The organism is Curtobacterium sp. VKM Ac-2889 (assembly GCF_015350855.1).
Taxonomy (GTDB): Bacteria; Actinomycetota; Actinomycetes; order Actinomycetales; family Microbacteriaceae; genus Curtobacterium; species Curtobacterium poinsettiae.
This window is the reverse complement of record NZ_JADKSC010000001.1, coordinates 565193-590536: the sequence shown is the minus strand read 5'-3', so window position 1 is coordinate 590536 and position 25344 is coordinate 565193. Positions and strand designations below refer to the sequence as shown.

The following is a 25344-nucleotide window of genomic DNA, read 5'->3' as shown; positions in this document are numbered from 1 at the left end:
GTGGTGGCCGCGGTGGCTGTGGTGGCCGTGGTGCACTCCGGGTCCGACCGACGGGCCGGGCAGCCCGCAGTGCCACACGGTCCAGGTGATGCCGTTCGCCCGGCGCGGCTGCATCGGCAGGCGTGCGTGCCGGGTGCCGTGGGACAGTGCTCGGCAGCCGCCGGCCAGCGCGGCACGCAGGACCGGGTCGGTGCGGGGCGCGTGGGCCTCGACGACGAGCACCCGCAGGCCGTCGGCGATCCTGCGACGGATCTGGTGCGTCGTGAAGACGGGCACGGTGCCCGAGAACCCGCCGTCCGTCAGCACCGGCAGCCCGGTCGCGTCGATCACGGGCGCGGAGATGTGCCACGTGTCCGTCAGGAACAGCGGTTCGTCGTGCCGGTACCCCTCCAGGCGTCGCGCGGTCGCGACGAGCCGACTGAGGGCACGCGGGTACGGGGTCGATCCGCCCCACGGGTCCGGGCTCGACACGTGGAACACGTCCGGGGTGCCGGCCGGGATCGGCCAGCGCGCGGGCCACGGCCCGACGGATGCGTCGACGCCGCTGCCGTCGCGCGTGGCGTCGAGCGCCTGCAGTGAGAACGCGGCCGGTCCGGCGACCAGCGCGAGCCCGGCTGCGAGCGCGATGGTCGTCCGGGAGGCCCGGTGCCAGCCCGGCCCGCGGGTCGCCTCCCAGCGGGGTCGCCAGCACAGCGCCGCCACGCTGGCGACGACGGCAACCGTCGCGACGGTGATCGCGGGCCCGGCGAGCACGCGTGGCATCGCGGTGCCCTGGGCGAGGAACACCACCCAGCCGAGCTGCGCCACGGCGAGGACGGCGGGGAGCGCCCGGAGTGCCCGGGACTGCGCCCGGACCAGGCCGACCGCACCGCGCCACCCGAGGGCCGCGAGCAGGGCGAGCTGGACGCCGATCGCCGCGACGTAGGCGGTGTGCGGCACCGCGGCCACCGACAGCACGAGCGCCGCGGTACCGAGCCAGACGACCAGGACGGCCAGGGTGGCGGCTCCGGCACGGGTGTCGAACGCGTGCCCGAAGGGGGTGCCGGCGGTGTCGTGGGCTGTGCGTGTCGACGCCGGCGTGATCCTCCGCGCTCGCCGTCGGACCAGCACCACGGCCGCGACCACCACGCCGAACACCGCCGCGGGCAGGAGCCAGGCCACCTGCGACGCCAGGTGCGGTTCGAGCAGCTTGCCGAACCCGGCCGCACCACCGCGCCAGGTGTGCGGGCCGAACGGCACCGTGAACGACCGGACGGACCCGGGCACCGCGCCGGGCAGGAACCGGTCGATGCCGTTGTACCCGAACACCATGGCGAGCGGACTGTCGGTCGTCGAGCCGTCCGCCCACGGCCGCGAACCCGACGGCGTGAGCGCCAGCGCGGTCACCCATGACACCGATGCCAGGACCGCGACGATCCCGAGCACTCCGGCTCGGATGACCCGGGTGCCGAAGCGGAAGGGACGGCCGTCGTGCCGGGCCGAGGCCAGCAGCGTGCCGAGCAGCAGCGCCGGCAGGACGAACCAGGCCTGCACCATCTTCGCCTGGAACCCGACGCCGACCGCCAGGCCCGCGGTGACGAGCGGCCACCACCGCCCGGTCAGTGCCGCGTGCTGCCAGCAGAGCAGGGCGACCGCCAGCGCGGCGGTGACCATGCCGTCCTCCATCGGGTGCGCGAACATCGACACGAAGATCGGCGTCGACCCGGCTGCCGCGGCGGCGACGAGGCCCGTCCCGACACCGGCCCAGCGGAGTCCGACCAGGGAGCAGGCCCACAGCGTGACGAGCCCCTCGATGACCTGCGGGAACGCGAGCGCTGCGGTGGAGTGCCCGAACAACCGGAGGCTCAGCGCCTGCGGCACCGCGAAGCCGCTGAGCTTGTCGAGCGTCACCGTCGCCGAGGGGTCGAACGCGCCGGAGAACAGCGCCGGCCACGACTCGGACATCGACCGCGCCGACGCCTGGTAGAAGCCGAAGTCCCCACCACGGCCCAGGTTCCAGGCGAGCAGCACGGTCATGCCGCCCGCGATCACGAGCAGGGTGAGCCGTGCCGCGAGCGGCTGGTCCCGCCACCGGGCGGGTCGTCGGATGTCCACTCTCCGGACCTTGGCCGTCCGGGATGACGATGGGCCGGGACCGTGCCGCCAGCTGGCCGCGAAGCCGGTCCGCGCGCTGAGGGGTCGTGCGGGTGCGGCCCCCGTCGGTCAGCGCCTCGGGGGTCGAGTCGGAGCGGGGTCTCAGCCGGCGCTCGGGTTCGGGGTCAGGACGCCGGGCGGCGGGCGGGCAGGACGGCGGGCGGTTCCGCGCTCAGGAGACCCGTCGCGCGGCGAACGTCCCGACGACACCCAGGGTCAGCACCGCGACGAGCACGACGAGGAGCGGTGCGGTCCAGGTACCCGTCGCACCGTGCAGCGCCCCGGCGAGCAGCGGCCCCGCGGACCCGATCAGGTAGCCGCCGCCCTGCACGAACGCGGACATCCGGCGGGCATCGGCGTCGCTGGAGACGATCCGCACGATGACGATGAAGATCACGGTGATGCCGCCGCCCTGGGCCGCGCCGCCGAGCACGGACCACAGCAGCCAGAGCTGCGGGGCGAACAGCAGCCCGAGCGGCATGGCCAGCCACAGGGTGCCGACCAGGGCGATGATCGCCGCCGGACGCCACCGGGTCGCGAGCAGCGGGACGCCGAGCGCCCCGACGACGGCCAGGATCTGGAACACCGACGAGCTCGCGCCAGACGACGCCTTCGAGAAGCCGATCTCGTCGTGCAGCAGGGTCGGGATCCACGCGGTGAGGGCGTAGTACGAGAACGCCTGGCCGCCGAACGCCAGCGTCAGGCCCCAGGTGATGAGCCGTCGTGCCGGCCGGATCGGTTCGGCGGCGGCGACCCGTGCGGCCTCGGCGGCGCGCGCGGTGCGGATCGCCCCGGTGTCGAGCACCTGGTCGATCGGACCGGTGATCGGCAGTGGTCCGTCGTGGTCGGACGGCACCGGGCGTCGCCAGGCGGCCCGTGCACCGACCGCGTAGGTCCAGGCAGCGGCGGCGATGAGCGCGAAGACCGCCCAGATCGCGATGGCGACCGGCCAGCCCCACAGGGCCGCCAGGGGAGCGGTGCCGAGCGACGTGATCATCGACCCGACGTTGAGCGCCGACGTGTAGACGCCGGTGACCAGGCCGACGCGCTCCGGCGAGGTGTCCCGCCGGATGACCACCGGGATCACCACGTTGCCGATCGTGATGCCGATGCCGATGACCGCGGTGCCGATCAGCAGCGCCGCCGACGAGGGCATCGAGCGCACGACGGTGCCGGCGAGCACGATGACGAGCGACAGGGACACCGCGCGCTCGGGGTCGGCCTTCGCGATGACCCAGCTGGCGAACGGCGTCGCGAGGGCGAAGCAGAGCACCGGGATCGTCGTCAGCAGCCCGGCGATCGTCGCGGTCAGGCCGAGGTCGGCTCGGACGTCACCGATGACCGGGGCCGTGGCGACGATCGGGCCGCGGAAGTTCAGGGCGATGAGGACGATGGCAGCGGGCAGCAGCCAGGCGGCGCCGCGCAGGCCCCGTCGTGCGACGTCGTTCATGCGGACGGCGTCGCGGACGGCAGCAGGATCGGCAGCAGGTCGAGCGGGGTCGCAGCCGTGGCGATGGTGCCCTCGGCCTCGTCGGGGGAGCCGTAGCCCCACTCGGCGAAGACGACCGGGACGCCGTGCACGGTCGCGCCCTCGACGTCGTGCTTCCGGTCGCCGATCAGCACCGGGCGGCTGGTGTCGAAGCCGTGGGCCTCGAGGCGTCGCAGTGCTTCTTCGACGACGTCGGCCTTGCTCGACCGCACCTCGTTGTCGCTCGCGCCCGTGATGATGTCGATGTCCCCGGTGAGCCCGTAGTGCTCGAGGATGTAGGTCGCCGGGGTCTCCGGCTTGCTCGTCGCCGTCGAGATCGGCAGCCCTGCCTGGTGCAGGGTGCGCAGGACGACGTCGATGTCCGGGAACATCGCCGAGTCGAGCGCCCCGTGCGAGAAGTAGTGCTCGCGGTAGACGGCCAGCGTGCGGTCGGCCAGTTCGTCGTCCATGCCCATCGCGATCCGGAACGTGTCCATGATCGGCGGGCCCACGAACGACATCAGGGTGTCGCGGTCCGGCACCGGGACGCCGACGGTGCGGAAGGTGTGCGTCAGGCTCTCGAGGATGCCCGGCGCGGAGTCGCTGATGGTGCCGTCGAGGTCGAACAGGATGGCGGAGAACGGGCTGGTCATGTCCTGCCCACCCTAGCCGGGACGTGGCGGCGACCATCCGGGTTCCGTCGGCAGCGGGGCGGGGGTGCGCCGTGCCTCCAGGCCGGACGGGCCGACGCGGCTCAGAACAGGCGGGTGTGGCCGCCCTCGATGCCGCGCATCGCGTCGTAGTCGAGCACGAGGACGCGGATGCCGCGGTCCTCGGCCAGGGTGCGTGCCTGCGGTGCCACCGTCTGCGCCGCCAGCACGCCCTGCACCGGACGCAGGTGCGGGTCGCGGTTCATGAGCTCGAGGTAGCGGGTGAGCTGCTCCACCGCGTCGATGTTGGCGTTGCGCTTCATCTCGACGGCGACGCTCGCCCCGGCGTCGTCGCGCGCCAGGATGTCGACGGGCCCGATGGCCGTCATGTACTCGCGGCGGACCAGGGTGTGGCCGTCACCGAGCAGCTCGATCTGCTCGGCCAGGAGCTGCTGCAGGTGCGCCTCGACCCCGTCCTTCACCAGGCCCGGGTCGACGCCCAGGTCGTGGGTCTCGTCGGACACGACCTCGTACAGGGAGACGATGAGCTTGTCCTGCGTCTTCTTCTGCGTCACCGTCCACACCTGGGTGATGCCGGCGACCGACTGCTCCTCGTCCGGCTCGGTGATCTCGATCGAGCAGGGCGGGCTCATCCAGTTCAGCGGCTTGTAGCTGCCGCCGTCGGAGTGCACGAGCAGGGAGCCGTCCGCCTTGAGCATGAGCAGGCGGGTCGCGAGCGGCAGGTGGGCTGAGAGCCGGCCCGCGTAGTCGACGGAGCACCGGGCGATGACGAGACGCACCCCGGAAGCCTAACCGGCGTGGCGTGATGAGCCGGGCGGGCGCGCGGCCTGTGCAGCACGCACGGATTCACATGCCGGTAACGACGTTGTGCACATGTACCGCAATCTGATGCCGTCCTACCGTGGCTGACACCCCGATCGGCCCACGCCGACACCCCTCCCCGAGGAGCCACGATGGCCAGCGAGACCGCAGTGTCAGCACCACGAACCCCCCGTTCCGAGTCGGTCGCCGTCGACGACTACTCGCTCAGCCGGGTCCCGATGTCCGCACGCTACGGCTGGTTCCAGGTCGCCGTGCAGCGCTTCGGCCAGATCTCGGCCCTGTCCCAGTTCCTGCTCGGTGCGACGCTCGGCTTCGGCATGAGCTTCTGGGACGCCTTCTGGGCGATCACCCTGGGCGCCGTGATCCTGGAGATCGTCTCGGTGCTCGTCGGCGTGATCGGCGTGAAGGAGGGCCTGAACACCTCGGTCATCGCCCGCTGGACCGGGTTCGGCAAGGCCGGCTCGGCGCTGGTCGGACTGGCGATCGGGCTGAGCCTGATCGGCTGGTTCGGCATCCAGTCGGGCGTCTCGGCTGCCGGGCTCGTCTCGATCCTGCCGATCCTGCCCGCCTGGGCGTGGTCGCTCGTGTTCGGGCTGCTCGTCACCGCCATCGTGCTGCGCGGGTTCCACTCGATGCAGTGGCTGGCGAACGTGACCGTGCCGCTGTTCCTGGTGCTCGTCGGCTGGGCGGTCATCGTCGAGCTGAGCCGGCACTCGATCGCCGAGCTCGCCGCGCGTGCCCCGGCCGGTCCGGAGCTGAGCTTCGTGGCCGGCACCACCCTGGTGGCCGGCGGGTTCATCGTCGGTGCGGTGATCACGCCGGACATGACCCGCTTCAACCGCTCGGTCGGCGACGTCGTGAAGCAGACGCTGCTCGGTGTGACGCTCGGCGAGTACGTCATCGGCCTGGCCGGTGTCCTGCTCGCCCACGCCGTCGGCTCCGCGGACATCACCCGTGTGATCACGTCGAGCGTCGGCTGGGTCGGCATCCTCGTGATCCTGCTCGGCACGTTCAAGATCAACGACTGGAACATCTACAGCTCGAGCCTCGGTGTCACGAACTTCATCGACGCGGTGTTCGGCAAGCAGGTGAACCGCGGGCTCGTGACGCTCGTGATGGGCGTCGTCGGCTCGGTGCTCGCCGCGGTCGGGTTCCTCGGGGCGCTGACGCCGTTCCTGTCCGTGCTCGGAGTCGTCTTCCCGCCCATCGCCGGGATCATGGTGGCGGAGTACTTCGTCGTGAAGCGCTGGCGCCATGAGCTGAGCGACGCCGAGAACATCCCGGCGACCTCGCCCACCTGGGTGCCGGCCACCCTGGTCATCTGGGCGGTCGCCTCGCTCATCGGGTACTTCGTCGCCGTCGGGATCCCGTCGATCAACTCCGTGGTCATCGCCTTCGTGCTCTACGTGGTCGCCGGCAAGGCCGGGCTGATCCGCGGTGTCGGTGTGAGTCGGACCGAGGCTGCGCCGGCCGCCACCGAGGCCCCGGTCGCCGAAGCACCGGCCACCCCCGCCGCCTGACACGGGCGCTCCCCGAACGGCCGGTCGCGTCGCCGAACCCCTGATCCGCGCGACGGCGCGGCCGGTCCCCATCAACCAGCAGCACCCCCCCGCGAAGACCCCGCACCCGCACCACCGCACCCGCACCCGCACCACCGAAGGGAACCCCCATGCGCATCGGCATCGACGTCGGCGGCACCAACACGGACGCCGTCCTGATGGACGGCAGCACCGTCCGTGCGGCGGTCAAGCGGTCCACCACCCCCGACGTCACCTCGGGCATCGTCGCCGCGCTCGACGGTCTGCGCGAACAGCACGCCTTCGGCCCCACGGACATCGACGGCGTGATGATCGGCACCACCCACTTCATCAACGCCCTGGTCGAGGCACGCGGCCTCGCCCCGACCGCCGCGGTCCGCCTGGGTCTGCCGGCGACGGCGTCGCTGCCCCCGTTCACGGACTGGCCCGCGCACCTGGTGTCGGCCGTGCACGCGCAGCCGTTCCTGGCCCACGGCGGCCATGAGTTCGACGGCCGCGTCATCTCGGAGCTCGACCCCGAGGAACTCAAGCGGCACGCCGGTGCCATCGCGGCCGCGGGTATCCGGTCCGTCGCGATCTCGTCGGTGTTCTCGCCGATCAACGACGAGTTCGAGCAGCGCGCGCAGGAGATCATGGCCACCGAGCTCGGGCCCGACGTGGCGTTCTCGCTGTCGTCCGAGATCGGTCGCATCGGGCTGCTCGAGCGCGAGAACGCGACGATCATCAACGCGGCGCTCCGCGAGCTCGCCGACCGGATCGTCGACGGGCTGTCCGGGTCCGTCACGGGCAGCGGCATCGACGCACCGCTCTTCCTGAGCCAGAACGACGGCACGCTGATGGACGTCGAGTACGCCCGTCGCTACCCGGTCGCGACGTTCGCCTCGGGCCCGACCAACTCGATGCGCGGCGCCGCGGTGCTGTCCGGCTTCGACACCTGCGCGGTCGTCGACGTCGGCGGCACGACGAGCGACGTCGGCGTCCTGACCGCGGGCTTCCCGCGCGAGGCCACCGGCGAGGTCGCCGTCGCCGGCATCCGCACGAACTTCCGGATGCCGGACGTCCTGTCCGTCGGCATCGGCGGCGGCTCCCGCATCCGCGAGGACGGCAGCGTCGTCGGGCCGGACTCCGTCGGGTACCGCCTGACCGAGGAGGGCCTGGTCTTCGGCGGCACCACCCTGACCGCGACCGACGTGGCCGTCCGCGGTGGTCGTGGCGCGATCGGGGACCCGTCGCTCGTCGCCGGGGTGCCGGCCGAGGTCGCCGCCCGCGCGCTCGACGTCATCGCGGAGCGCGTCGCCGACATCGTGGAGCGGATGCGCACCTCGTCCGACCCGCTGCCCGTCGTGGCGGTCGGTGGCGGTTCGGTGCTGCTGCCGGACACCCTGCCCGGACTCGGCACCGTGCACCGCCCGGAGCACTACTCGGTCGCCAACGCCATCGGTGCGGCGATCGCGCAGGTCAGCGGTGAGGTCGACAAGGTCTACGCGATCAGCGACGGCCGACGGTCCGCCGTGGTCGACGAGGCGCGGCAAGAGGCCGTCGACCGCGCCATCGCGGCCGGCGCCGACCCCGGCTCGGTGGACATCGTCGACTTCGACGAGGTCCCGATCCCGTACCTGCCGGGCAACGCGACGCGGATCCGCGCCAAGGCCGTGGGCGACCTGGCACTCGGGGCGCTGGTCCGATGAGCGCCACCGAGACCGCGACCCCGCCCAGGACCACCTCCAACTCCCAGACCGCCGAGCAGTCCGCTGAGGTCCCCATCACCTCCATCGGGGCGGACTGCTCGGCCCTCGCCCGCGGCGCCGCGATCCTCGGCACCGGCGGCGGCGGTGACCCCTACATCGGCCGCCTGCTCGCCGAGGCCGCCGTCCGCGCCCACGGCCCGGTCGAGATCGTCCAGGTCGAGGACCTGCCCGACGACGCCGTGGTGCTCTCGGTCGCGATGATCGGCGCTCCCACGGTGATGGTCGAGAAGCTGCCGTCCGCCGGCCAGTTCGCCGAGGCCATCCGCAGCCTGTCGGCGTTCCTCAACGTGACCCCGACCCACCTGGCCTGCATCGAGGTCGGCGGCGTGAACTCGACGACGCCGATCGTCGCCGCTGCCGAGCTCGGCCTGCCCCTGGTCGACGGCGACGGCATGGGCCGTGCGTTCCCCGAGGTGCAGATGGTGCTGCCGACCCTGTCCGGGGTCAGCGCGACACCGATGGCCCTGGCGGACGAGAAGGGCAACACGGTCGTCTTCGACACGGTCGACAACCGGTGGGCAGAGCGGCTCGCCCGCACGGCGACGGTCGAGATGGGCTGCTCCGCGATCACGGCGCAGTACGCCATGTCCGGCGCGCAGGTGAAGGAGTCGTTCGTCCGTGGCAGCCTGTCGCTGAGCGTCCGGCTCGGCGAGACGCTGGTCCGCGCACGCGGCGAGAACGCCGACCCCGTCACGGCGGTGACCGAGGTGCTCGGCGGCACGGTCGTGTTCGAGGGCAAGGTCGCCGACATCGAGCGCAAGACCGTCACCGGGTTCGCCCGTGGCACGGCCCGCATCGCCGGTTCCGGCAGCGACACCGGCCTGGAGGCGGTGCTCCGGTTCCAGAACGAGCACCTGCTGGTCGAGGTGGCCGGCCAGGTCCGCACCACGGCTCCCGACCTCATCATCACCCTGGACGCCGAGACCGGCGAACCGATCACCACCGAGGCCCTGCGCTTCGGCGCCCGCATCCGGATCGTCACGGCACCGGCCGACGAACGCTGGCACTCCCCGGACGGTCTGCGCCTGGCCGGCCCGCGGTACTTCGGCTACGACACCCCCGCGGTCCGCCACGACGGCACCACGAGCGCGGGCGAGACGAACACGGGAGCGCACCGATGAGCTGGATCCTCGACGTCGACGACCTGCCCGACCTGGCCCGCGGCGCCGCGCTGCTCGGCACCGGCGGCGGAGGCGACCCCACCATCGGGATGCTCCTGGTCCGTGCCGCGATCGAACAGCACGGCCCCGTGACGATCCTCGACCCGTCCGAGGTCCCCGACGACGCCCTCGTCATCCCCACCGCGCAGATGGGCGCACCGACCGTCGTGCTCGAACGCATCCCCGCCGGACCGGAACCCCTCGGGGCGCTCCGTCGGCTCGAAGCCCACCTGGGCCGGACGGCGACCGCGACGATGCCCATCGAGTGCGGCGGCATCAACTCGATGATCCCGCTGCTCGTCGGCGCCACCGGCGGCCTGCCCGTCGTCGACGCGGACGGCATGGGCCGCGCGTTCCCCGAGCTGCAGATGGAGACGTTCTCGGTCTACGGGGTCCCCGGCAGTCCGCTGGCGATCAGCGACGAGAACGGTCACGGCGTCATCATCGAGACCGGCACGGACAACAAGAAGATGGAGTGGCTCGCCCGCGGGGTCACCATCCGGCTCGGCGGCGTCGCCTACATCGCCGAGTACGCCATGTCCGGCCGCCAGGTGCAGGAGACCGCCGTCCCGCGCACGCTCTCCCTGGCGCTCGCCGTCGGTCGGGCCATCCGGGTCGCCCGCGAAGCCCACCGCGACCCCATCGACGCGCTCGCCGAGGCCCTCGGCACGACGATCTACACGCACCTGCGCGAGCTGTTCGACGGCAAGGTCGTCGACGTCGAGCGCCGCACGGTCGACGGGTTCGCCCGCGGTCGCGCCACCGTGCAGGGGACCGACGGCTCCGAGCTCGAACTCCGGTTCCAGAACGAGAACCTGGTCGCCCGGCGTGACGGGCAGCTCGTCGCCGTCGTGCCCGACCTGATCTGCGTCCTCGACGCCGAGACCGCCGAACCGATCACCACCGAGCGCCTGCGGTTCGGGCAGCGCGTCCGGGTGATCGGCATCTCGACCCCCGACCTGATGCGGACCCCGGAGGCGCTCGCCGTGTTCGGGCCGTCGTGCTTCGGGCTCGACGAGCCGTTCGTCCCGGTCGAGGACCTGCACGAGCACGTCCGCCCGGCCGCCCCGGCGGTCGGCTGACCGACGGCCGCGCGCCGACCCGGGGCGCCGACCCCGGGCTCCGGGCCCGGGACGCGACCACGGCAGCAGAATGGACCCATGGACCAGGGTGAGCGGCGTGGCGGCGGTGTGACGGGCCTCCAGGCCGACGACGCGACCGTCTTCGGACGCGGCACCGCCCTGCTCGGGTGCGGCGGTGGCGGCCGCGTCGACCACATGGTCAGCGCACTCCGCTTCGCGCTCGGCGACCGCAGCGTGCCGGTCGTCGATCTCGACGACCCCGCACTCGGCTCGGTGGTGGCCGTGGGGATCATCGGGTCGACCAACGTGCTCGAGGAGAAGATGCCGAGCGGCGAGGAGCTGCCGGCCGCGCTCGCGGCGGTCGAACGCTGGACGGGCGTCCGTGCCGACGCCGTCGTCGCCGCGCAGATCGGCGGCGTGACCGGACCGGCCGCGGCCCTCACCGCCCACGCCGCCGGACTGCCGCTCGTCGACGCGGACCTGGTCGGCCGCGCGGTCCCGCGCATCGACCAGCTGTCGGTCTTCGTCGGCCCGACCACGACGGTCACGGCCGCGGCAGCCACCACGAGCGGTCTGCGGATCGTCGTCGACGCCCGGCACCCCCACGACGTCGAGACGGTCTGGCGCGAGGCCGTCTCGCACAGCGGCGGCTGGGCGGCCTTCGCGATCGGCCCGGTCCCGGTGGCGCTGCTGCGCGAGCGGGCCGTCGTCGGCAGCGTGCAGCGCGCCCTCCGGATCGGACGCGCAGCGGGCGGCGCACGCGACGCGGCGGAACTCGCCGCGCTCATCGGCGGCCGGGTCGTCGCGCAGGGCCGGGTCATCGACGTGCAGCGCGAGGGGGACGCGCTCGCGTTCGTCCGCAGCAGCCTGGCCATCCGCGACGCCGGCACCGGTGCGGTCGCCCGGGTCGAGGCGGGCAGCGAGTACGTGCACTGCCTGGTCGACGGTCTGCCCGTCGCCAGCACGCCGAGCGTCATCACCGTCGTCGACGCGCGCTCGCTCGCGCCGGTGGCGACCGACCGCACGCGGGTCGGCAACGAACTCGCCGTGCTCGTGCTGCCGTCGGCGCCGTGGTGGTGGGCGGACCCCGACCGCACCGCGCACATGGGACCGCGGGCGTTCGGCATCGACGCCGACGTCGTGCCCGAGGCCGTGGGCCAGGTGCTCGCGTGAACGCCGTCGGCGACCTGCTGCCGCTCCTGCCAGCAGGCACCCGCCTGCTCGTCGGCCCCGGCAGCACGGCGGTCCGGAGCGTCCGTGGGGTGGTGGGGACCCCCGACCAGGTCGGCCGGTCGCTCGCCCAGGGCGACGACGTCGTCGTGCTGCTCACCCCCGTCGACCGTGCGGACGCCCGCTTCGACGTGCTGCTGCGTCGGGCGTCCGCGGCCGGCACCGCTCTGCTCGTCGTCGACGGATCGCTGGAACTCGGCCCCGGCACCACGACGCTCGCCGACCGGCTCGGCGTCGCCGTCCTCGCCACCCCGGACCCGTGGGCGACCTCGGTCCGCCTGCACGAACTGATCGGCACCGGGATGGGTCCGGCGGCCCGGGCGGCCCTCGACGCCTCCCGCGTCGCGCTCGACGCCGGCCCCGAACTCGACGACCTGTTCGCCCGGCTCGACCGGTCGCTCGGCCACCCGGTGCGGTTCCTCGACGCGTCGGGCCTGGCACTCCGCGGAGCCGCCGTCGACGACACGGCGCGCGCCGTGCTCGTCCGCCGCGCCGGCACGAGCGACGTGCTGATCGCCGAGGGCGTCGACGAGACGCTCGTCGCGATCCCGGTCGGTACCGGCATCGGACCGCGCGCCTGGCTGGCCGTCGGTCTGTCCGTCCCGATCGCCACCGAGCAGCAGGTGGTCGCGAGCGCCCTGCAGGTCGCCGCCGTCGCCGTCGGGCACCGGCTGCTGCTCACCCGGCTCGACGACGAGCGCGATGCCCGCTACCGGATGGCGATGCTCGACGAACTCCGTGCGGCCGACGGGGCGCCCGCCCCGCAGCTCGTGCAGCGGACCATCGCCGCCGGGTGGCGGCTGGACGCCTGGCACGTCGGTGCGCGCGTGGTCGCGCGGCAGGGCGTCGACCTGGTCGCGCTCCGCCAGCAGGTCGACGCCGCGGTGCGCGCCGAGGGACTCGACGCGGTCGTCGTCGAACAGGCGGACGGCTGGGTGCTGTGGCTGTCGGAACCCGACGAACCCGGCCGGGAGGCAGTGGCCGACATCGCGGGTCGGCTGCGGCGCGCGCAGAACACGCTCCGCACCACCGTGGAGACCAACGTGGGCGTCGGCAGTCTGCAGGCGGGCCCTGCCGGGCTGGTGCGGACGCTCGGCGAGGCGGGCGACGCCGCCCGTCTGGCCGCCAGCCGTCCGGAGTCGGGGCACTTCGTGCACGTGGACCGGCTCGGGCTCGCGCAGCTGCTGCTCGCGTGGACGCAGACGGACACGTTCCTGCCGGCGTCACGGCAGTTGCTCGCACCGCTCGAACGCGGTGGCGGGGCGCTCCTGACGACGCTCGCCGCCTACCTGGACGCGGAGTCGTCGATCGCCGAGACCGCCGCGGTGCTCGGCGTGCACCGGAACACCGTGTCCGACCGCATCGCGCGGGTGGAGCGGTTGCTCGCGGTGGACCTGTCCGACCCCGAGACCCGCCTCGCCCTGCACCTGGCGACGCGGGCGCGGGCCGGGGACGGCGGCTGAGGGCTCGTTGCGTCAGCTGCGGTCGCTGGCGTTCTCGGTCTCGCTGGTCGCGGTGTCGTGCTCGTGCTCGGTCGTGCTCGTGTCGGTCCCGCGGGCGGGGCGGGCGGCGGCACCGGTCTCGCGGGCCGCACCCGAAGCCAGGCCGGCCGCGATGATGAACACGAAGACGATCAGCAGCGCGCCGAGCAGGCCGATCTGCTCGCCGAGGAACCCGATCAGCGGGGGCCCGGCCAGGAACGCCACGTAGCCGATCGTCGCGACGGCGCTGACCTTGGCGGCCGCGGTGCGGGGGTCGTCGGCCGCGGCGGACATGCCCATCGGGAAGCCGAGGCTGGCACCGAGGCCCCAGAGCACGACGCCGACGATCGCGAGCGGCACGTTGTCGATGAAGATGAGCATGCCCAGGCCGACCACTGCGACGGCGGCGCTGATGCGCAGGATCGGCACGCGGCCGAACTTGTCGATCAGCGGGCTGCCGGCGACGCGGCCAGCGGTCATCGCGGCCAGGAACACCGTCAGCACGGCAGCACCGCCGGCGTTGTCGAGCCCGTGGCCGTCGATCATCGCGAGGGGCAGCCAGTCGTTCGCGGACCCCTCGGCCAGCGCCATGCCGAGCACGATCACGCCGATGAGCAGCGTGGAGGGCTGTGCCCAGACCTGCCAGCGGGTGAGCGGGGTCGCGACCGGGCTGGTGTCGGTCGACACCGGCTGCTCGACGAGGTGCTCGTCCTGGAACTTCGCGACGGCGACGAGCATGGCGGCGCTCGTGATGACGACGAGCACGATGAAGTGCCCCGACACCGGGATCTCGAGCTTCTCGGCCAGGGCGCCGAGGCCCGCACCGGCGAGCGTGCCGAGGCTGAACGCGGCGTGGAACAGCGGCATGATCGTGCGTCCGCCGGCCTTCTCGGCGGCGGCGCCGGAGACGTTCATCGACACGTCGCACAGGCCGTTGCCGAAGCCGAACGCGATGAGCGCGATCCAGATGGCGGCGAAGCCCCACCCGAGCGTGACCGCGACCCCGGCGAAGATCATGCCGACCGCCAGGCACGCCGCAGCCACCTGCACGCCCCGTCTCGCACCGAGCTTCGCGACGATGTGCCCGGCGAAGGTCAGACCGCCGATCGAGCCGACGGCCATGCCGAGCACGAGCAGGCCCATCTCGAACGTGCTCGCCCCGAGGGAGTCGCGGACGCTCGGGATCCGGCCCAGCCACGTCGCGATGTCGAGCCCGGACAGGGTGAACACCGCGAACACCGCGATGATCCAGGCCTTGGTGGTCGGGACGGTGCGGGTGGACGGCGTCGTCATGGTGGTTCCCATCGTGCTGCGACGCGCTCGGTGCTGCGCGTTCTGGTGCTGGTGTTGCGGTTGTCGAATCGATTCGACCGCTCGTTCCGGCTACGCTAACGGGCGATGGACGAACCGGCAACAGGACCCGGCGCGTCGCCTTCCCGCGGCGGCGTCACCCGTTCGTCGCGCCCGACGCTGGCAGCGGTCGCCCGTGCTGCCGGGGTCGCGCCGTCGACGGCCTCGCTCGCCTTCAGTGGTCTCGGCCCGGTGTCCGAGGACGCCAAGGCCCGCGTGCTCGCCGCTGCGGCCGACCTCGGTTACGGCGGCCCCGACCCCCGTGCGCGTTCGCTGCGCCGCGGTCGTTCCGGCGTCATCGGCGTCGTGATGGACGAGCGTCTGAGCGATGCCTTCCGTGACCCGGTCAACGTCCTGACGCTCGACGGCATCGCCGAGGTCGCCGGCGCCGCGGGTGTCTCCCTGCTGCTCGTCCGGAGTCCGCTCGACGACGAGCAGGGCGCCGGCCCGCTGGTGGATGCTCCGATGGACGCCGTCGTGCTCGTCGGGTGCAACGTCCGGATCGACCCCGCCGTCGCCGTGCTGCGGCGTCGACAGATCCCGGTCGTCGCGATCGAGGCGGCCGAGATCGAGGGCGCTGTCCCCGTGCAGCTCGACAACCGCGATGCCTCACGCCGTGCTGCCGAGTACCTGCAGGGGCTCGGGCACTCTGCCGTGACCGTCGTGACGCTGCCGCTCGACGCCGCACGCCGCCGTGGCCCGATCGACGCAGCCCGTCAGGACGAGGGCATCGCCTTCACCACGCTCGAGCGACTGCGTGGTGTGCGCCAGGTCTACCCGCACGCCGTCGCGATCGAGACCGCAGGCAGCTCGGTGGAGGAGGGGCGTCTCGCCGGCACCGAGCTCTTCGCAGCCGAAGGCCCCCGCCCCACCGCCGTCATCGCGCAGAGTGACCTGATCGCCGTCGGGGTGATCTCGGCCGCGCTCGACGCCGGACTCCGTGTCCCCGAGGACGTCAGCGTCGTCGGGTTCGACGGCATCACCGTGGACGACAGCCTGCTCCACCGCACCCCGATCCGGCACCTGACCACCCTGGTGCAGCCGTTCGTGCAGAAGGGCCAGGCCGCAGCCCGTGCCGCCCTGGCCATGCTCGAGGGCGCGGAGCCCCAACCGGCGTCGTTCACCTCGGAGTTGCGGGTGGGGGACACGACGGGGCCGCCGCCCTCATCGAATCGCCACTGAAGCCGCATTCAACTCCACGACTATGTAGGGCGCGGCTTGGGACGGGATCACTCCTTGAGTGAGAGCGCTCGGCTACTTCTCAAGCGGATCGGGGCGGCAGCTGGTGTTGTCCGGCGTCTTCCAGCAGTCCGGCACGGGGGCGCGACTGCTGGACATCGCGCTTTACATGACGTTCTGTCATAGTTGACGTCCATGCAACCCAACGAAGCGCTGCCATCGGTTCTCGAGACGACGCCAGACCGCGATTACGACATCCGAATTCTTGACTGCAACAGCATTACCCAGGCGCGTCTTTCCCTTCATCGGGCGGCGTTGAACATAAAATACGGACCCAACGGAATTGGCAAGAGCACGATCGCTAGAGCGCTCAGGTTGAATGCAGCTGAGGACGGAGCGCTCTCGGAACTCTTGCCTTTCAAATACCGAGATACTGCAACACCGCCGGAGCCCAGGGTGGAGGGTGCCGAGGATATAAAGAAGGTTCTCGTCTTCGACGATTCTTATGTCTCCCAGTTCGTATTCCAACCCGACGAAGTCCTGAAAGATAGCTTCGAAATCTTCATCAATACCGAAGAGTACAAAAAAGGCATCAAGGACATCTCCTCGCTGTTTGCGGAGCTGCAGGACACGTTTTCGAACGAGGCTGACCTCGAAGAGGCGATCGCCGCCTTCACTGAGCTGCGAGACGCCTTCGGTATCACGAAGTCCGGAGTGATTGCCAAAACAAGCCGCGGTTTCAAAGCGCTTGGTATGGTGCCGAAGCTAACAAATATTCCCGTAACCCTGCAGGGGTATAAAGGCTTCCTGCACGGTAGTGACCCTGCTGGTTGGATCTCATGGCAGGCTAAGGGTAAGGCATTCCTGGAAATGTCTGACAACTGCCCGTTTTGTTCAACGGTTGACGTCGACAAAGAGACCGCGAAACAGGTGTCCACTGAGTACGAATCCGCCGCTGTGAAGGCACTCGCTGGACTGCGGGTTGTCGTGGAGAGGCTCGGTGAATACTTTGTTGAGTCCGACCGTATGTTGCTTCAAGACATTTTGACTTCGGCGGTTACCGAACTTTCGCTGGAGCAGGGGCAATTCCTCGCCAACTTGCGGGCGCAGATTCAGACGTTGCTTACAAAGTTGTCGGCCCTCCGCGCCCTGTCGTTTCACGCGCTCCGGGATGAGAAAAGTGTCGACGAGAGACTGCGTGCATTGAAGATCGACCTTAACTTGCTCGGTTCGCTCAAATCTGAGGCAACTCAATCTGTGATCCAGCCGATCAACGAGAAGATCGACGGTGTTGCGAGCAAGATAAATCTCATCCGCGAGCGGATCGGGAAGCAGAAGAAGCGTGTATCAGAGCTGATCAAATCGAATCAGGATGGCATAAACGATTTTCTCGCGTCGGCTGGATACCGTTACGGCGTCCGAATTGAGCCCAGCAGTGACTCTTACAAGATGATCCTTGAGCACAAGGATTCGTCCGGTCACATTCCGTCTGCGTCTTCGCACCTGAGTTACGGCGAGAAAAACGCTTTTGCGCTTGTGCTGTTCATGCATCACGTAAGGCGAGAGCAGCCAGACCTGGTTGTTCTCGACGACCCAGTTTCTAGCTTCGACAAAACAAAAAAGTTCGCGATCTTGCACCACCTCTTTCACGGTAAAAACAGCATTCGCGACCAAACAACCCTGTTTCTGACGCATGACATCGAGCCGGCGATCGACATCGTTCGTACCGCTACCCGGAACCAGTTCGCCGCTGCGAAGCCCGCTGCATACTTCCTCAGCGCTCGCTCGGGCGTTGTCACTGAGAAAGCGATCGGCAGAAGCGATATCGCAACCTTCTCTCAGATCTGCGATGAGAATATTAAGAGCGCCAGGGATATTTTAATCAAGAGTATCTACCTCAGGAGGCTGTATGAGGTACACGGGGACCTCGGTCTGGAGTACGAGATGCTCTCGAGCTTGGTGCACGCTCGTTCGGTGCCAGACCGCAAGGCGCACGGGGATGGTTCTCGCGTGCCGCTTAGTGCGGAGGAGCTGGCTGCCGCCACAAGCAGCATCCAGAAGGATATCCCTGGATTCGACTACGACATCGCAGTGGCTGAGTTACAGGATTTTGGAGGGCTGAAAGCTAAATATGACGCGACGGAAATCGGGTACGAGAAGGTTCAGATATTCCGCGTGCTCGCTGAGCTCGAACCGGAGCGACTTAAAACCGGAAGTGCGTTCCAAAAGTTCCTCAATGAGTCGTACCATATTGAGAATGAGTACGTGATGCAGCTTAATCCGCGAGAATTCGACGCCGTGCCAGAGTACGTGACCGAAGCCTGTAGCGAGCTACTTGAAGATGTGATTCGCTCGGCGAAGTGATATTGGCGGCCGATGCGGTGAGTCTGAACTTCAGACGCGCGCCGCATCGGCACCGCCCTTCGTCACCGTGCCCACGGCGGGTTCGTAGGGACGGTCCAGGAAGTCGAGGCGCTGTTCAGCCGACCGTGAGTTGCAGCACCGCGCCGTCTGAGGACGTCGCCACCGCTGAAGCAACGTCCCTTCCTGAGCCGCTCTTGAGGGCATCTTCGACGTCCACATGAGACGGCCGCCCTTTACGTTGCGCCTGCAGGACGGCAATGGGGTCGACCGATCGCAGTCCGTCAGCGACATCAGACTCGACCCCCTGGAACATCCGAACCACTTCCGAACCGACCTGGAACACAAACTCCTGGCCGATGAACGACGTCCCGCCCGGTCCAGCCTTCGTCTCGGCCATGACCTCGCTGTGTCTGCCCTCGCTGAATCTTGTAAGCCAGTCATCAGTGGCTGAAGACAGGCCTGCAAACTCTGCGAGACTTGCGTAGTCGACGTTTGTTGCCTTCGCAGCCAACTCTTCGGGAGTGAAGTCGACGACCGGCTCCTCGCCGCTCCAGTTGGGCAGGTCCCCACGCCAGTGGTCAGTTCCCGACTTGTTTGGGGTCCAGGAGACGGGGAACTCCTCGGGATCGACTGCCAGGAGGGTGATCCCGTTCTCGGTCGAGACTGTCGACACGGCGAGTCCGGTCATTGTCTGTCTGTTCACAGTGAGGCCGGCGAGTTGTGTGACGGCTCGTCCGAGCTGCGACTTCGCCGTAGCAGTACTCACGGTCCCTTTGGCCTCAAGGACCTCGAACCGCCTGCTTCCAGGGGAAGTCGGGTCGTCGAAAGCGAGAAGATAGTCGGGCTGCCGCCTCCCGTTGCGCTGGAGCTTCGGCATGGACCCGTTGAGGAGGGTCCGGTCCACGTCGATGATCGAGATCGCGCCGACACCAGGGAAGCGGGTCTGGCACCAGTGCTTCGCGGCGTGCGCGGCGAAGCCGATTCCAAGCTCCTCAGAAATAACCCGTCGCTGGTTGGCACCGACCTCGGCCAAGGCGCTTGGGCTGAGGATAAGCGTTCCCGCTGGCGTGTTGTTCTCGAAGAGGCCGAGGTACTTGAGCGCCGACCATCTGCGCCCGAACGATGCGACAGCGTCCGAGACGTTCAGTGCGGTTCCGCGAGCGAGTTCTAACATGACGGTGATAGGCCTCGCATCGAGCACGTCGTTCAGTCCGGCCGCGGGGGTGACTCTGGCTTTCACGGGAAGAGTTGGGTCGCTCATGAGGTACTTTTTTTGCAAGTCAGCGACAGTTTGTGCAAGCGATGTGTCGCTCTGAGTGCGGACTATTCCACGTTTGCCCATCGTGTCGATGGCCTGCCGGAGTGTCGGCATTCTTCCCCCAAGGTTGTTGTAGTGCCAGGTTGGCTCGCCGATCAGTTTGTATCACCGCGGACGGGCGGGCAGCTGCGACGCACCCCGAGCCCCACCACCGCAACCAGGTTCACCGCACTCCCCACCAAGAATCCCGTGGTCCCACCCGCGACTCCCGCGACGGGTCCGAGCACCGCCATGAGCCCAGCGCCCACGACGAACCCGGCGACCGAGGCAAGGGCGACCTGCCGTGAGCGTCCAGCGGCGAGCAACAGCGCCGCCGGCACGAGCCCGACGGTGAGCACCCACACCGCGACCATCAGGTACCGCAGGTCGGCGACGGCAGCGGCGCCCTCGGCGGGGTAGACGATCGGCAGGAACCATCCTGCGAGCAGGGCGACCAGGCCGAACACGACGGCGGATGCCGCAGCGAACCCGACGACGAGCAGCAGGGCCCCGCGGGAGCGCAACGATCCACCATCGGTCCGGTGCGCGAACGCCGGCACGAGCACCTGCCCCAACGCCTGCCCGAGCATCGACGCCGGCGTCGCCAGGGTGAACGCGGCGGCGTAGACGCCGGCGTTGTGCGCCGACGACGTCACCTGCGCCGAGATCATCGTCAACTGCAGCAACCCGTTCGAGGTCACCACCGCCAGCACGTTCCATGCCGCGAACCCGAGGACCCCGGCGGCGGGTTCGCGCGAAGCCGGTGTGAAGCCGTTGCCCCGCGGCCAGCACGCGATCGCGAACACCGTGTACCCGATGGCCAGGGGCAGCAGCACGAAGGGCTCGAGCCGTGCGACGCACGCCACCACGAGCAGCCCGAGCGCCAGCACGCTCGTCACGGAGTCCCAGAGCGCGACCCGGGGTGCCCGGTCGTAGCCGAGCTGCGCGCCTCGGGCGTAGCAGTAGAGGCCGTAGCCGACGACGACCGCTGCACCACCGAGCACCATCCAGGGGCCGTTGCCCCAGGCCAGCGCGATCGGCACGGTGACCGCCGCGAGCACCGCGCTCGACACCAGCATCGACACCCCGAGCAGCCGGTTCACCGCGGCATCAGAGTGCCGACGCCGTAGTGCGATGGCCAGGAACCGCGACGCGGTGTTGCCCGCGGCGTTCGGCCAGAGCAGCGCGACGAACACCGAGAGCGACAGCAGCGCCGTGGTCTGCCCGAGGGTCTCGGTGCCGAACACCCGCCCGACGACGACGGTCACGAGCAGCTTCGCGACGCCCTGCACCCCGATGCCGACCGTGGCGAGCACGGCGGACGAGGCCACCGAAGACGACGGCGCCGCAGGAGAATCAGACCCGGCAGACGAAGCGGGCCCAGCCGGAGAAGGCCCGCTCACCGCGCCAACGCCTGTTCCACCCAGCCGCGCCGGTGCGCGCGCACCCCGAGCGTCACCGCCCGGACCCCGATGTAGCCGAGGGCGAAGGCCGCCCACAGCCCCGCGAGCGTCCCGCCGGCCCACCAGAGCAGCGGCAGGTACACGACGAGGTTCACGCCCCCGGCGATGGCCAGGTACCGCGCATCACCGGCGCCGATCAGCACCCCGTCGAGCACGAAGACGTACCCGGCGACGGGCATCCCGACGGCGATGAGCACCAGCACGACGGGCAGGGCGTCCCGCACCGCCTGCGAGTCCGAGAACGCCGGCCCGAGCACGCCGCTCACCGCCAGGGTCAGCACCCCGAGCAGCACACCGCCGGCGATCCCGAGCAGCACGAGCCGTCGTGTCACCAGTCGCACCCGCTCCGGGTCACGCCCGCCGAGCCCGTGCCCGACGAGCGCCTGCCCGGCGATCGCCAGGGCGTCGAGCGCGAACGCCAGCGTCGAGAAGACGGTCAGCCCGACCTGCGTCGTCGCCAGCCCGGTGGTCCCCAGCCCGGCGGCGGCACCGACGGTCGCGAGCATCGCGATCCGCAGGGACGCGGTCCGCAGGAACAGCCATGCCCCCGACCGCAGGGCCCGTGCGACGCCCGAGGCGCCCGGGCGCAGCGGCGCCCCCGACGACCGAGCGGCCCGCACCGCGATGCGCACGTAGACGACGGCCATCGCCCACTGCACGATGACGGTGCCGGCGGCGGATCCCTCGACGCCCCAGCCGGCGCCGTAGATCAGGACGGCGTTGAGCAGCCCGTTCGCGACGAACCCGATGGTCGCGACGACGAGCGGGGTCTTCGTGTCCTGCAGCCCACGCAGCAGTCCCGTCGAGGCGGTCACGACCAGGATGCCGGGCAGCCCGATCAGCGAGATGGTCAGGTACGCGGTCGCCGCCGCCGACACCTCGGCGGACGCGCCGAACAGGTCGACGAGCGGCCCGGCGAGCGGCCACCCGACCAGCGCCAGCACCACCCCCAGCGCGAGCGCGAGCCACATCCCGTCGATGCCTGCGTGCACGGCTCCGCGACGGTCGCCACCGCCGAGCGCGCGCGCCACGGCCGGGGTCGTCGAGTACGCCAGGAACACCAGCAGCCCGGTCACCGTCGACAGCACGGCACTCGCGAGCCCGACGGCCGCCAGCGGCGTCGCCCCCAGGTGCCCGACGAGCGCGGTGTCGGTCAGCAGGAACAGCGGCTCGACCACGAGCGCTCCGAGCGCCGGCACCGCCAGCCGCACGATGTCGCGGTCGACCGCGCGCCGCTCAGCGGTCACAGCGGGTCGCGTCGGTCGGTGCACCGACCCATTCTGTCGGCGATGCCGACCCGTCGTGGTCACGAGGCGGGGTGGGCGCGACCCCGGGACGGACTGGAGGCCCGTGGCGGCGCCGCCACGGGCCTCCAGTCCGGTGGTCCCACGTCCTCGGGCTTGCGCCCCGCACGACCTCGTTCCGCGACGAGCCGATCCGCTGACGTCTGTAACGCTGGAGCCATGACCGGACACTCCAGAGTGTGAAGGACGAACAGGACGACGGCCCGCTGTGGACGCGAGCGGTCCGTGATGACGGGGCTGCGTTCGCCGCGCTGTTCGACCGGCACCGACCACGCATCTACCGACGGGCGTTGAGCCTGACGGAGCACTCCCACGACGCCGAGGACATCACCGCGGCGGCGTTCTACGAGCTCTGGCGCAAGCGCAAGAGCGTCACTCTGGTGGCGGGTTCCGTCGCTCCGTGGTTGCTGGTCACGACGGTCAACCTGACCCAGAACCACCGACGCGCGGCGGCGCGGTACCGGAAACTCCTCGACGCGCTCCCTCGGGACGATCCCCACGCTCCTGCCACGGACGCCGAAGACCTCGAGGCCCGCGATCGCCTCAGGACGACGATCCGGGGCCTCGCGCCGCAGGATGCCGCGCTGCTGGTGCTCACCGGGGTCGAGGAGATGCCGGTCTGGCAGGCCGCGCAGGCGGTCGGTCTCAAACCGCCGGCGGCACGCGTGCGGTTGCACCGGATGCGGCAGCGCCTGCAACGCGACCTGCACGACCTCCGTCCCAGTGTCCGCAACGCACCGGAAGGCACCTACTGATGAGCATCGACATGAATCCCGACGCCGCTGCAGCGGTCCGCTCGGAGCTGGCCGCCATCGGGACACGACCCAGCGCCCTGCAGCGCCAGCAACGACGTGCACGCATCGGCGTCTCGATCGTCTCCGTCGCAGCGATCGCGGTGACGACGAGCGCCGCCGCCCTGGTCGTCGCCGGGCTCCCGGGGACCACGACGACGGCAGCAGTCGGGCGCACGACCACTGCGACGCACACCGGTCCCGCACTGGTCGACATCGGGCAGGCTCCCGACACCGCGGGTGCCGTGATCGTCGACATCACGTGCCGCAACGACGTCGGCATGGTCCGAGTCCCCACCGTCGGAGGGGGCGCTTCCGGCCTGAGTTGTCGGGACGAAGGGACGATGCGCGTCGTCGACGGCCGGCTCCCGGAGCGAGGGACGACGACGTTCAGCATCGAAGCGTCGGCGGGGACGCGGTGGACGGCGACGCTGCAGTACGCCAACGCGGTCACGTCGGACTGGGCGGTCAACGACAAGGGCCAGACCTACGGGGTCCCGAACGCGTCGGGTCACCCGGATCTGGTCCCCGGGAGGGCGGACAACGGCCGCGAGGGCTGGGTCCTGTGGAGCGAGCCGGACGGCGGCGATGTGTACGAGTCCGACGGCACCACCGTGGTCGGGCAGTGGACGGCGGGGGTCGCCGACGAGGTCCCGCTCGATCAGCGGTACATCGACGAGCAGGAGTCCGTGCAGACCGCGACCCCGTCGCCCAGCGCGCCGCGCTGAACCGGGCGAGGAGCGCGTTGCGGACCGGAGCGACCGACTGGGGGGCGTTCCGGTCCGCAACGCAGAACGGGACGGACGGGAGGCCCGTGGCGGCGCCGCCACGGGCCTCCAGTCCGGTGGTCCCACGTCGTCAGGCGCGTGGCGACGGCCGGCCGACCACTCGCGTCAGTCGGCGCGCGGTTCCGCGGGGACGGCGCCGGTGGCGGCGTGTGCGGGGTCAGCGACCTCGGTCGAGGGCTCGTCGGTGCCGCGGGCCCGGCCGATGACGTCCATCACGTGGTAGACGACGATCGCGGCGATGGTGCCCACGATGATGCCGCCGAAGCTGGCCTGGCCGAAGGTGAACGTGAAGTTCGCGATGCCGATGATCAGGGCGATTCCGGCGGTCAGCTGGTTCTTCGGCTTCGAGAAGTCGACGCGGTTCTCGACCCAGATCCGGATGCCGATGATGCCGATCAGGCCGTAGAGCGCGGTGGTGGCGCCCCCGAGAACGCCGGCGGGCACCGAGGAGATGACGGCGCCGATCCTCGGCGACAGGCCGAGCAGGACGGCCGCGATCGCGGCGACCCAGTAGGCGGCGGTGGAGAAGACGCGGGTGGCGGCCATGACGCCGATGTTCTCGCCGTAGGTGGTGGTGGCGGAGCCGCCACCGATGCCGGCCAGGACGGTCGAGATGCCGTCGGCGAAGAGCGCGCGACCGGTGAGCGGCGTGAGGTCACGGCCGGTCAGCTGCCCGACGCCCTTGACGTGGCCGACGTTCTCGGCGACCAGCGCCAGGACGACCGGCACGAACGCCAGGTAGATCGGCAGCTGCGACGGGTCGAACGCGGGAGCGGTGAAGTCCGGCAGACCGATCCACGCCTTGTCACCGACCTTCGAGAAGTCGACCTGACCGCCGATGAGCGCGGCGACGTACCCGACGAGCACACCGATGACGATCGACAGGCGGCCGATCAGGCCCCTGAACACGACCGTGACCAGGATGATCGTCGCGAGGGTGATGACCGCGATGACCGGGGCTTCCGTGAAGTTCTTCCGGGCCGACGGCGCCAGGTTGAAGCCGATCAGGGCGACGATCGCGCCGGAGACCACCGGGGGCATCAGCCGGTCGATCCACCCGGCGCCGGCCAGGTGCACGACGAGCCCGACGATCGCGAGCAGCGCGCCGACGACGATGATGCCGGACAGGGCGAGCGGGATGCCGCCGATCTTGGTCGCCGCACCGATCGGGGCGATGAAGGCGAACGACGAGCCGAGGTAGCTCGGCAGGCGGTTGCCCGTGATGAGCAGGAACAGGATCGTGCCGATGCCGCTGAACAGCAGCGTCGTCGACGGCGGGAACCCGGTGATCAGGGGCACCAGGAACGTGGCGCCGAACATCGCGACGACGTGCTGCACACCGAGGCCGATCGTCCGGGGCCAGGTGAGCCGTTCGTCGGGTGCCACGATCGTCGTCGCGGAGACGGTCTTGCCGTCGCCGTGCAGCTTCCACGGAAGTCCCATGCGATGACCGTACCGGCAGCCGTGTGCCGGTG

The 25344-nt window shown here is 70.6% G+C and carries 18 protein-coding genes and 1 pseudogene; 10 read left to right on the top strand and 9 right to left on the bottom strand.

Features of this window, described 5'->3' with window-relative positions; translation table 11 throughout:
* Positions 1–1398: 1398 nt before the first annotated feature.
* The 4 genes and pseudogenes from ITJ50_RS17255 to nucS form a co-directional block, all read right to left on the bottom strand.
* Positions 1399–1944: pseudogene (locus ITJ50_RS17255) on the bottom strand (ArnT family glycosyltransferase); the annotation flags it as partial.
* A gap of 361 nt (positions 1945–2305) precedes the next feature.
* A complete protein-coding gene (locus ITJ50_RS02965) occupies positions 2306–3583 on the bottom strand; it encodes a CynX/NimT family MFS transporter (protein ID WP_042538012.1) in 1278 nt (425 codons plus the stop codon).
* A complete protein-coding gene (locus ITJ50_RS02960; protein ID WP_194589884.1) occupies positions 3580–4254 on the bottom strand; it encodes an HAD hydrolase-like protein in 675 nt (224 codons plus the stop codon). Before ITJ50_RS02960 ends, ITJ50_RS02965 begins: the two co-directional genes overlap by 4 nt.
* A 101-nt stretch (positions 4255–4355) precedes the next feature.
* A complete protein-coding gene (gene nucS, locus ITJ50_RS02955) occupies positions 4356–5051 on the bottom strand; it encodes an endonuclease NucS (protein WP_017887754.1) in 696 nt (231 codons plus the stop codon).
* 174 nt (positions 5052–5225) lie between these two features.
* On the opposite strand from nucS, the gene ITJ50_RS02950 reads away from it, so the two are divergent.
* The 6 genes from ITJ50_RS02950 (at position 5226) to ITJ50_RS17740 (ending at position 13315) form a co-directional block, all read left to right on the top strand.
* A complete protein-coding gene (locus tag ITJ50_RS02950; RefSeq protein WP_194589883.1) occupies positions 5226–6614 on the top strand; it encodes a purine-cytosine permease family protein in 1389 nt (462 codons plus the stop codon).
* A gap of 149 nt (positions 6615–6763) precedes the next feature.
* The gene (locus tag ITJ50_RS02945) at positions 6764–8320 is read left to right on the top strand and encodes a hydantoinase/oxoprolinase N-terminal domain-containing protein (protein ID WP_194589882.1); all 1557 of its coding nucleotides are present in this window, start codon (positions 6764–6766) and stop codon (positions 8318–8320) included.
* Positions 8317–9501, top strand: a complete 1185-nt coding sequence (locus tag ITJ50_RS02940; protein WP_228500599.1) for a DUF917 domain-containing protein — start codon at positions 8317–8319, stop codon at positions 9499–9501. Before ITJ50_RS02945 ends, ITJ50_RS02940 begins: the two co-directional genes overlap by 4 nt.
* Positions 9498–10622 (top strand): DUF917 domain-containing protein, encoded by a 1125-nt coding sequence (locus tag ITJ50_RS02935; protein ID WP_071248827.1) that lies wholly within the window; start codon positions 9498–9500, stop codon positions 10620–10622. Before ITJ50_RS02940 ends, ITJ50_RS02935 begins: the two co-directional genes overlap by 4 nt.
* Positions 10623–10700: 78 nt before the next feature.
* The gene (locus ITJ50_RS02930) at positions 10701–11795 is read left to right on the top strand and encodes a DUF917 domain-containing protein (protein ID WP_194589881.1); all 1095 of its coding nucleotides are present in this window, start codon (positions 10701–10703) and stop codon (positions 11793–11795) included.
* Positions 11792–13315 carry a helix-turn-helix domain-containing protein gene (locus ITJ50_RS17740; protein WP_194589880.1) on the top strand — a complete coding sequence of 508 codons (1524 nt, stop codon included), beginning with the start codon at positions 11792–11794 and terminating at the stop codon, positions 13313–13315. Before ITJ50_RS02930 ends, ITJ50_RS17740 begins: the two co-directional genes overlap by 4 nt.
* Before the next feature lie 12 nt (positions 13316–13327).
* On the opposite strand, the gene ITJ50_RS02920 is transcribed toward ITJ50_RS17740, so the two are convergent.
* The gene (locus ITJ50_RS02920) at positions 13328–14626 is read right to left on the bottom strand and encodes an MFS transporter (protein ID WP_194589879.1); all 1299 of its coding nucleotides are present in this window, start codon (positions 14624–14626) and stop codon (positions 13328–13330) included.
* A gap of 105 nt (positions 14627–14731) precedes the next feature.
* On the opposite strand from ITJ50_RS02920, the gene ITJ50_RS02915 reads away from it, so the two are divergent.
* Positions 14732–15865, top strand: coding sequence for a substrate-binding domain-containing protein (locus ITJ50_RS02915; protein ID WP_194589878.1), 1134 nt, complete (start codon positions 14732–14734; stop codon positions 15863–15865).
* 192 nt (positions 15866–16057) lie between these two features.
* On the top strand, positions 16058–18226 hold the full coding sequence (locus tag ITJ50_RS02910) for an AAA family ATPase (RefSeq protein WP_194589877.1): 2169 nt from the start codon (positions 16058–16060) through the stop codon (positions 18224–18226).
* Positions 18227–18341: 115 nt separating this feature from the next.
* Here ITJ50_RS02910 and ITJ50_RS02905 read toward each other — a convergent pair whose 3' ends face one another.
* From ITJ50_RS02905 to ITJ50_RS02895, 3 genes are all read right to left on the bottom strand, one after another.
* Complete coding sequence (locus tag ITJ50_RS02905) at positions 18342–19598, bottom strand: hypothetical protein (RefSeq protein WP_194589876.1); 1257 nt, start codon at positions 19596–19598, stop codon at positions 18342–18344.
* A 41-nt stretch (positions 19599–19639) separates the two neighbouring features.
* Positions 19640–20839 (bottom strand): lipopolysaccharide biosynthesis protein, encoded by a 1200-nt coding sequence (locus ITJ50_RS02900; RefSeq protein WP_194589875.1) that lies wholly within the window; start codon positions 20837–20839, stop codon positions 19640–19642.
* An 83-nt stretch (positions 20840–20922) separates the two neighbouring features.
* Positions 20923–22233: an MATE family efflux transporter gene (locus ITJ50_RS02895; protein ID WP_194589874.1), complete on the bottom strand. Its 1311-nt coding sequence runs from the start codon at positions 22231–22233 to the stop codon at positions 20923–20925.
* A 236-nt stretch (positions 22234–22469) separates the two neighbouring features.
* Here ITJ50_RS02895 and ITJ50_RS02890 point away from each other — a divergent pair, with 236 nt between their 5' ends.
* Both ITJ50_RS02890 and ITJ50_RS02885 read left to right on the top strand, forming a co-directional pair.
* On the top strand, positions 22470–23045 hold the full coding sequence (locus ITJ50_RS02890) for an RNA polymerase sigma factor (protein WP_194589873.1): 576 nt from the start codon (positions 22470–22472) through the stop codon (positions 23043–23045).
* The gene (locus tag ITJ50_RS02885) at positions 23045–23809 is read left to right on the top strand and encodes a hypothetical protein (protein ID WP_071249901.1); all 765 of its coding nucleotides are present in this window, start codon (positions 23045–23047) and stop codon (positions 23807–23809) included. The genes ITJ50_RS02890 and ITJ50_RS02885 overlap by 1 nt, the downstream gene beginning before the upstream one ends.
* A gap of 165 nt (positions 23810–23974) precedes the next feature.
* Here ITJ50_RS02885 and ITJ50_RS02880 read toward each other — a convergent pair whose 3' ends face one another.
* On the bottom strand, positions 23975–25312 hold the full coding sequence (locus ITJ50_RS02880; RefSeq protein WP_071249899.1) for a uracil-xanthine permease family protein: 1338 nt from the start codon (positions 25310–25312) through the stop codon (positions 23975–23977).
* Positions 25313–25344 lie beyond the last annotated feature (32 nt).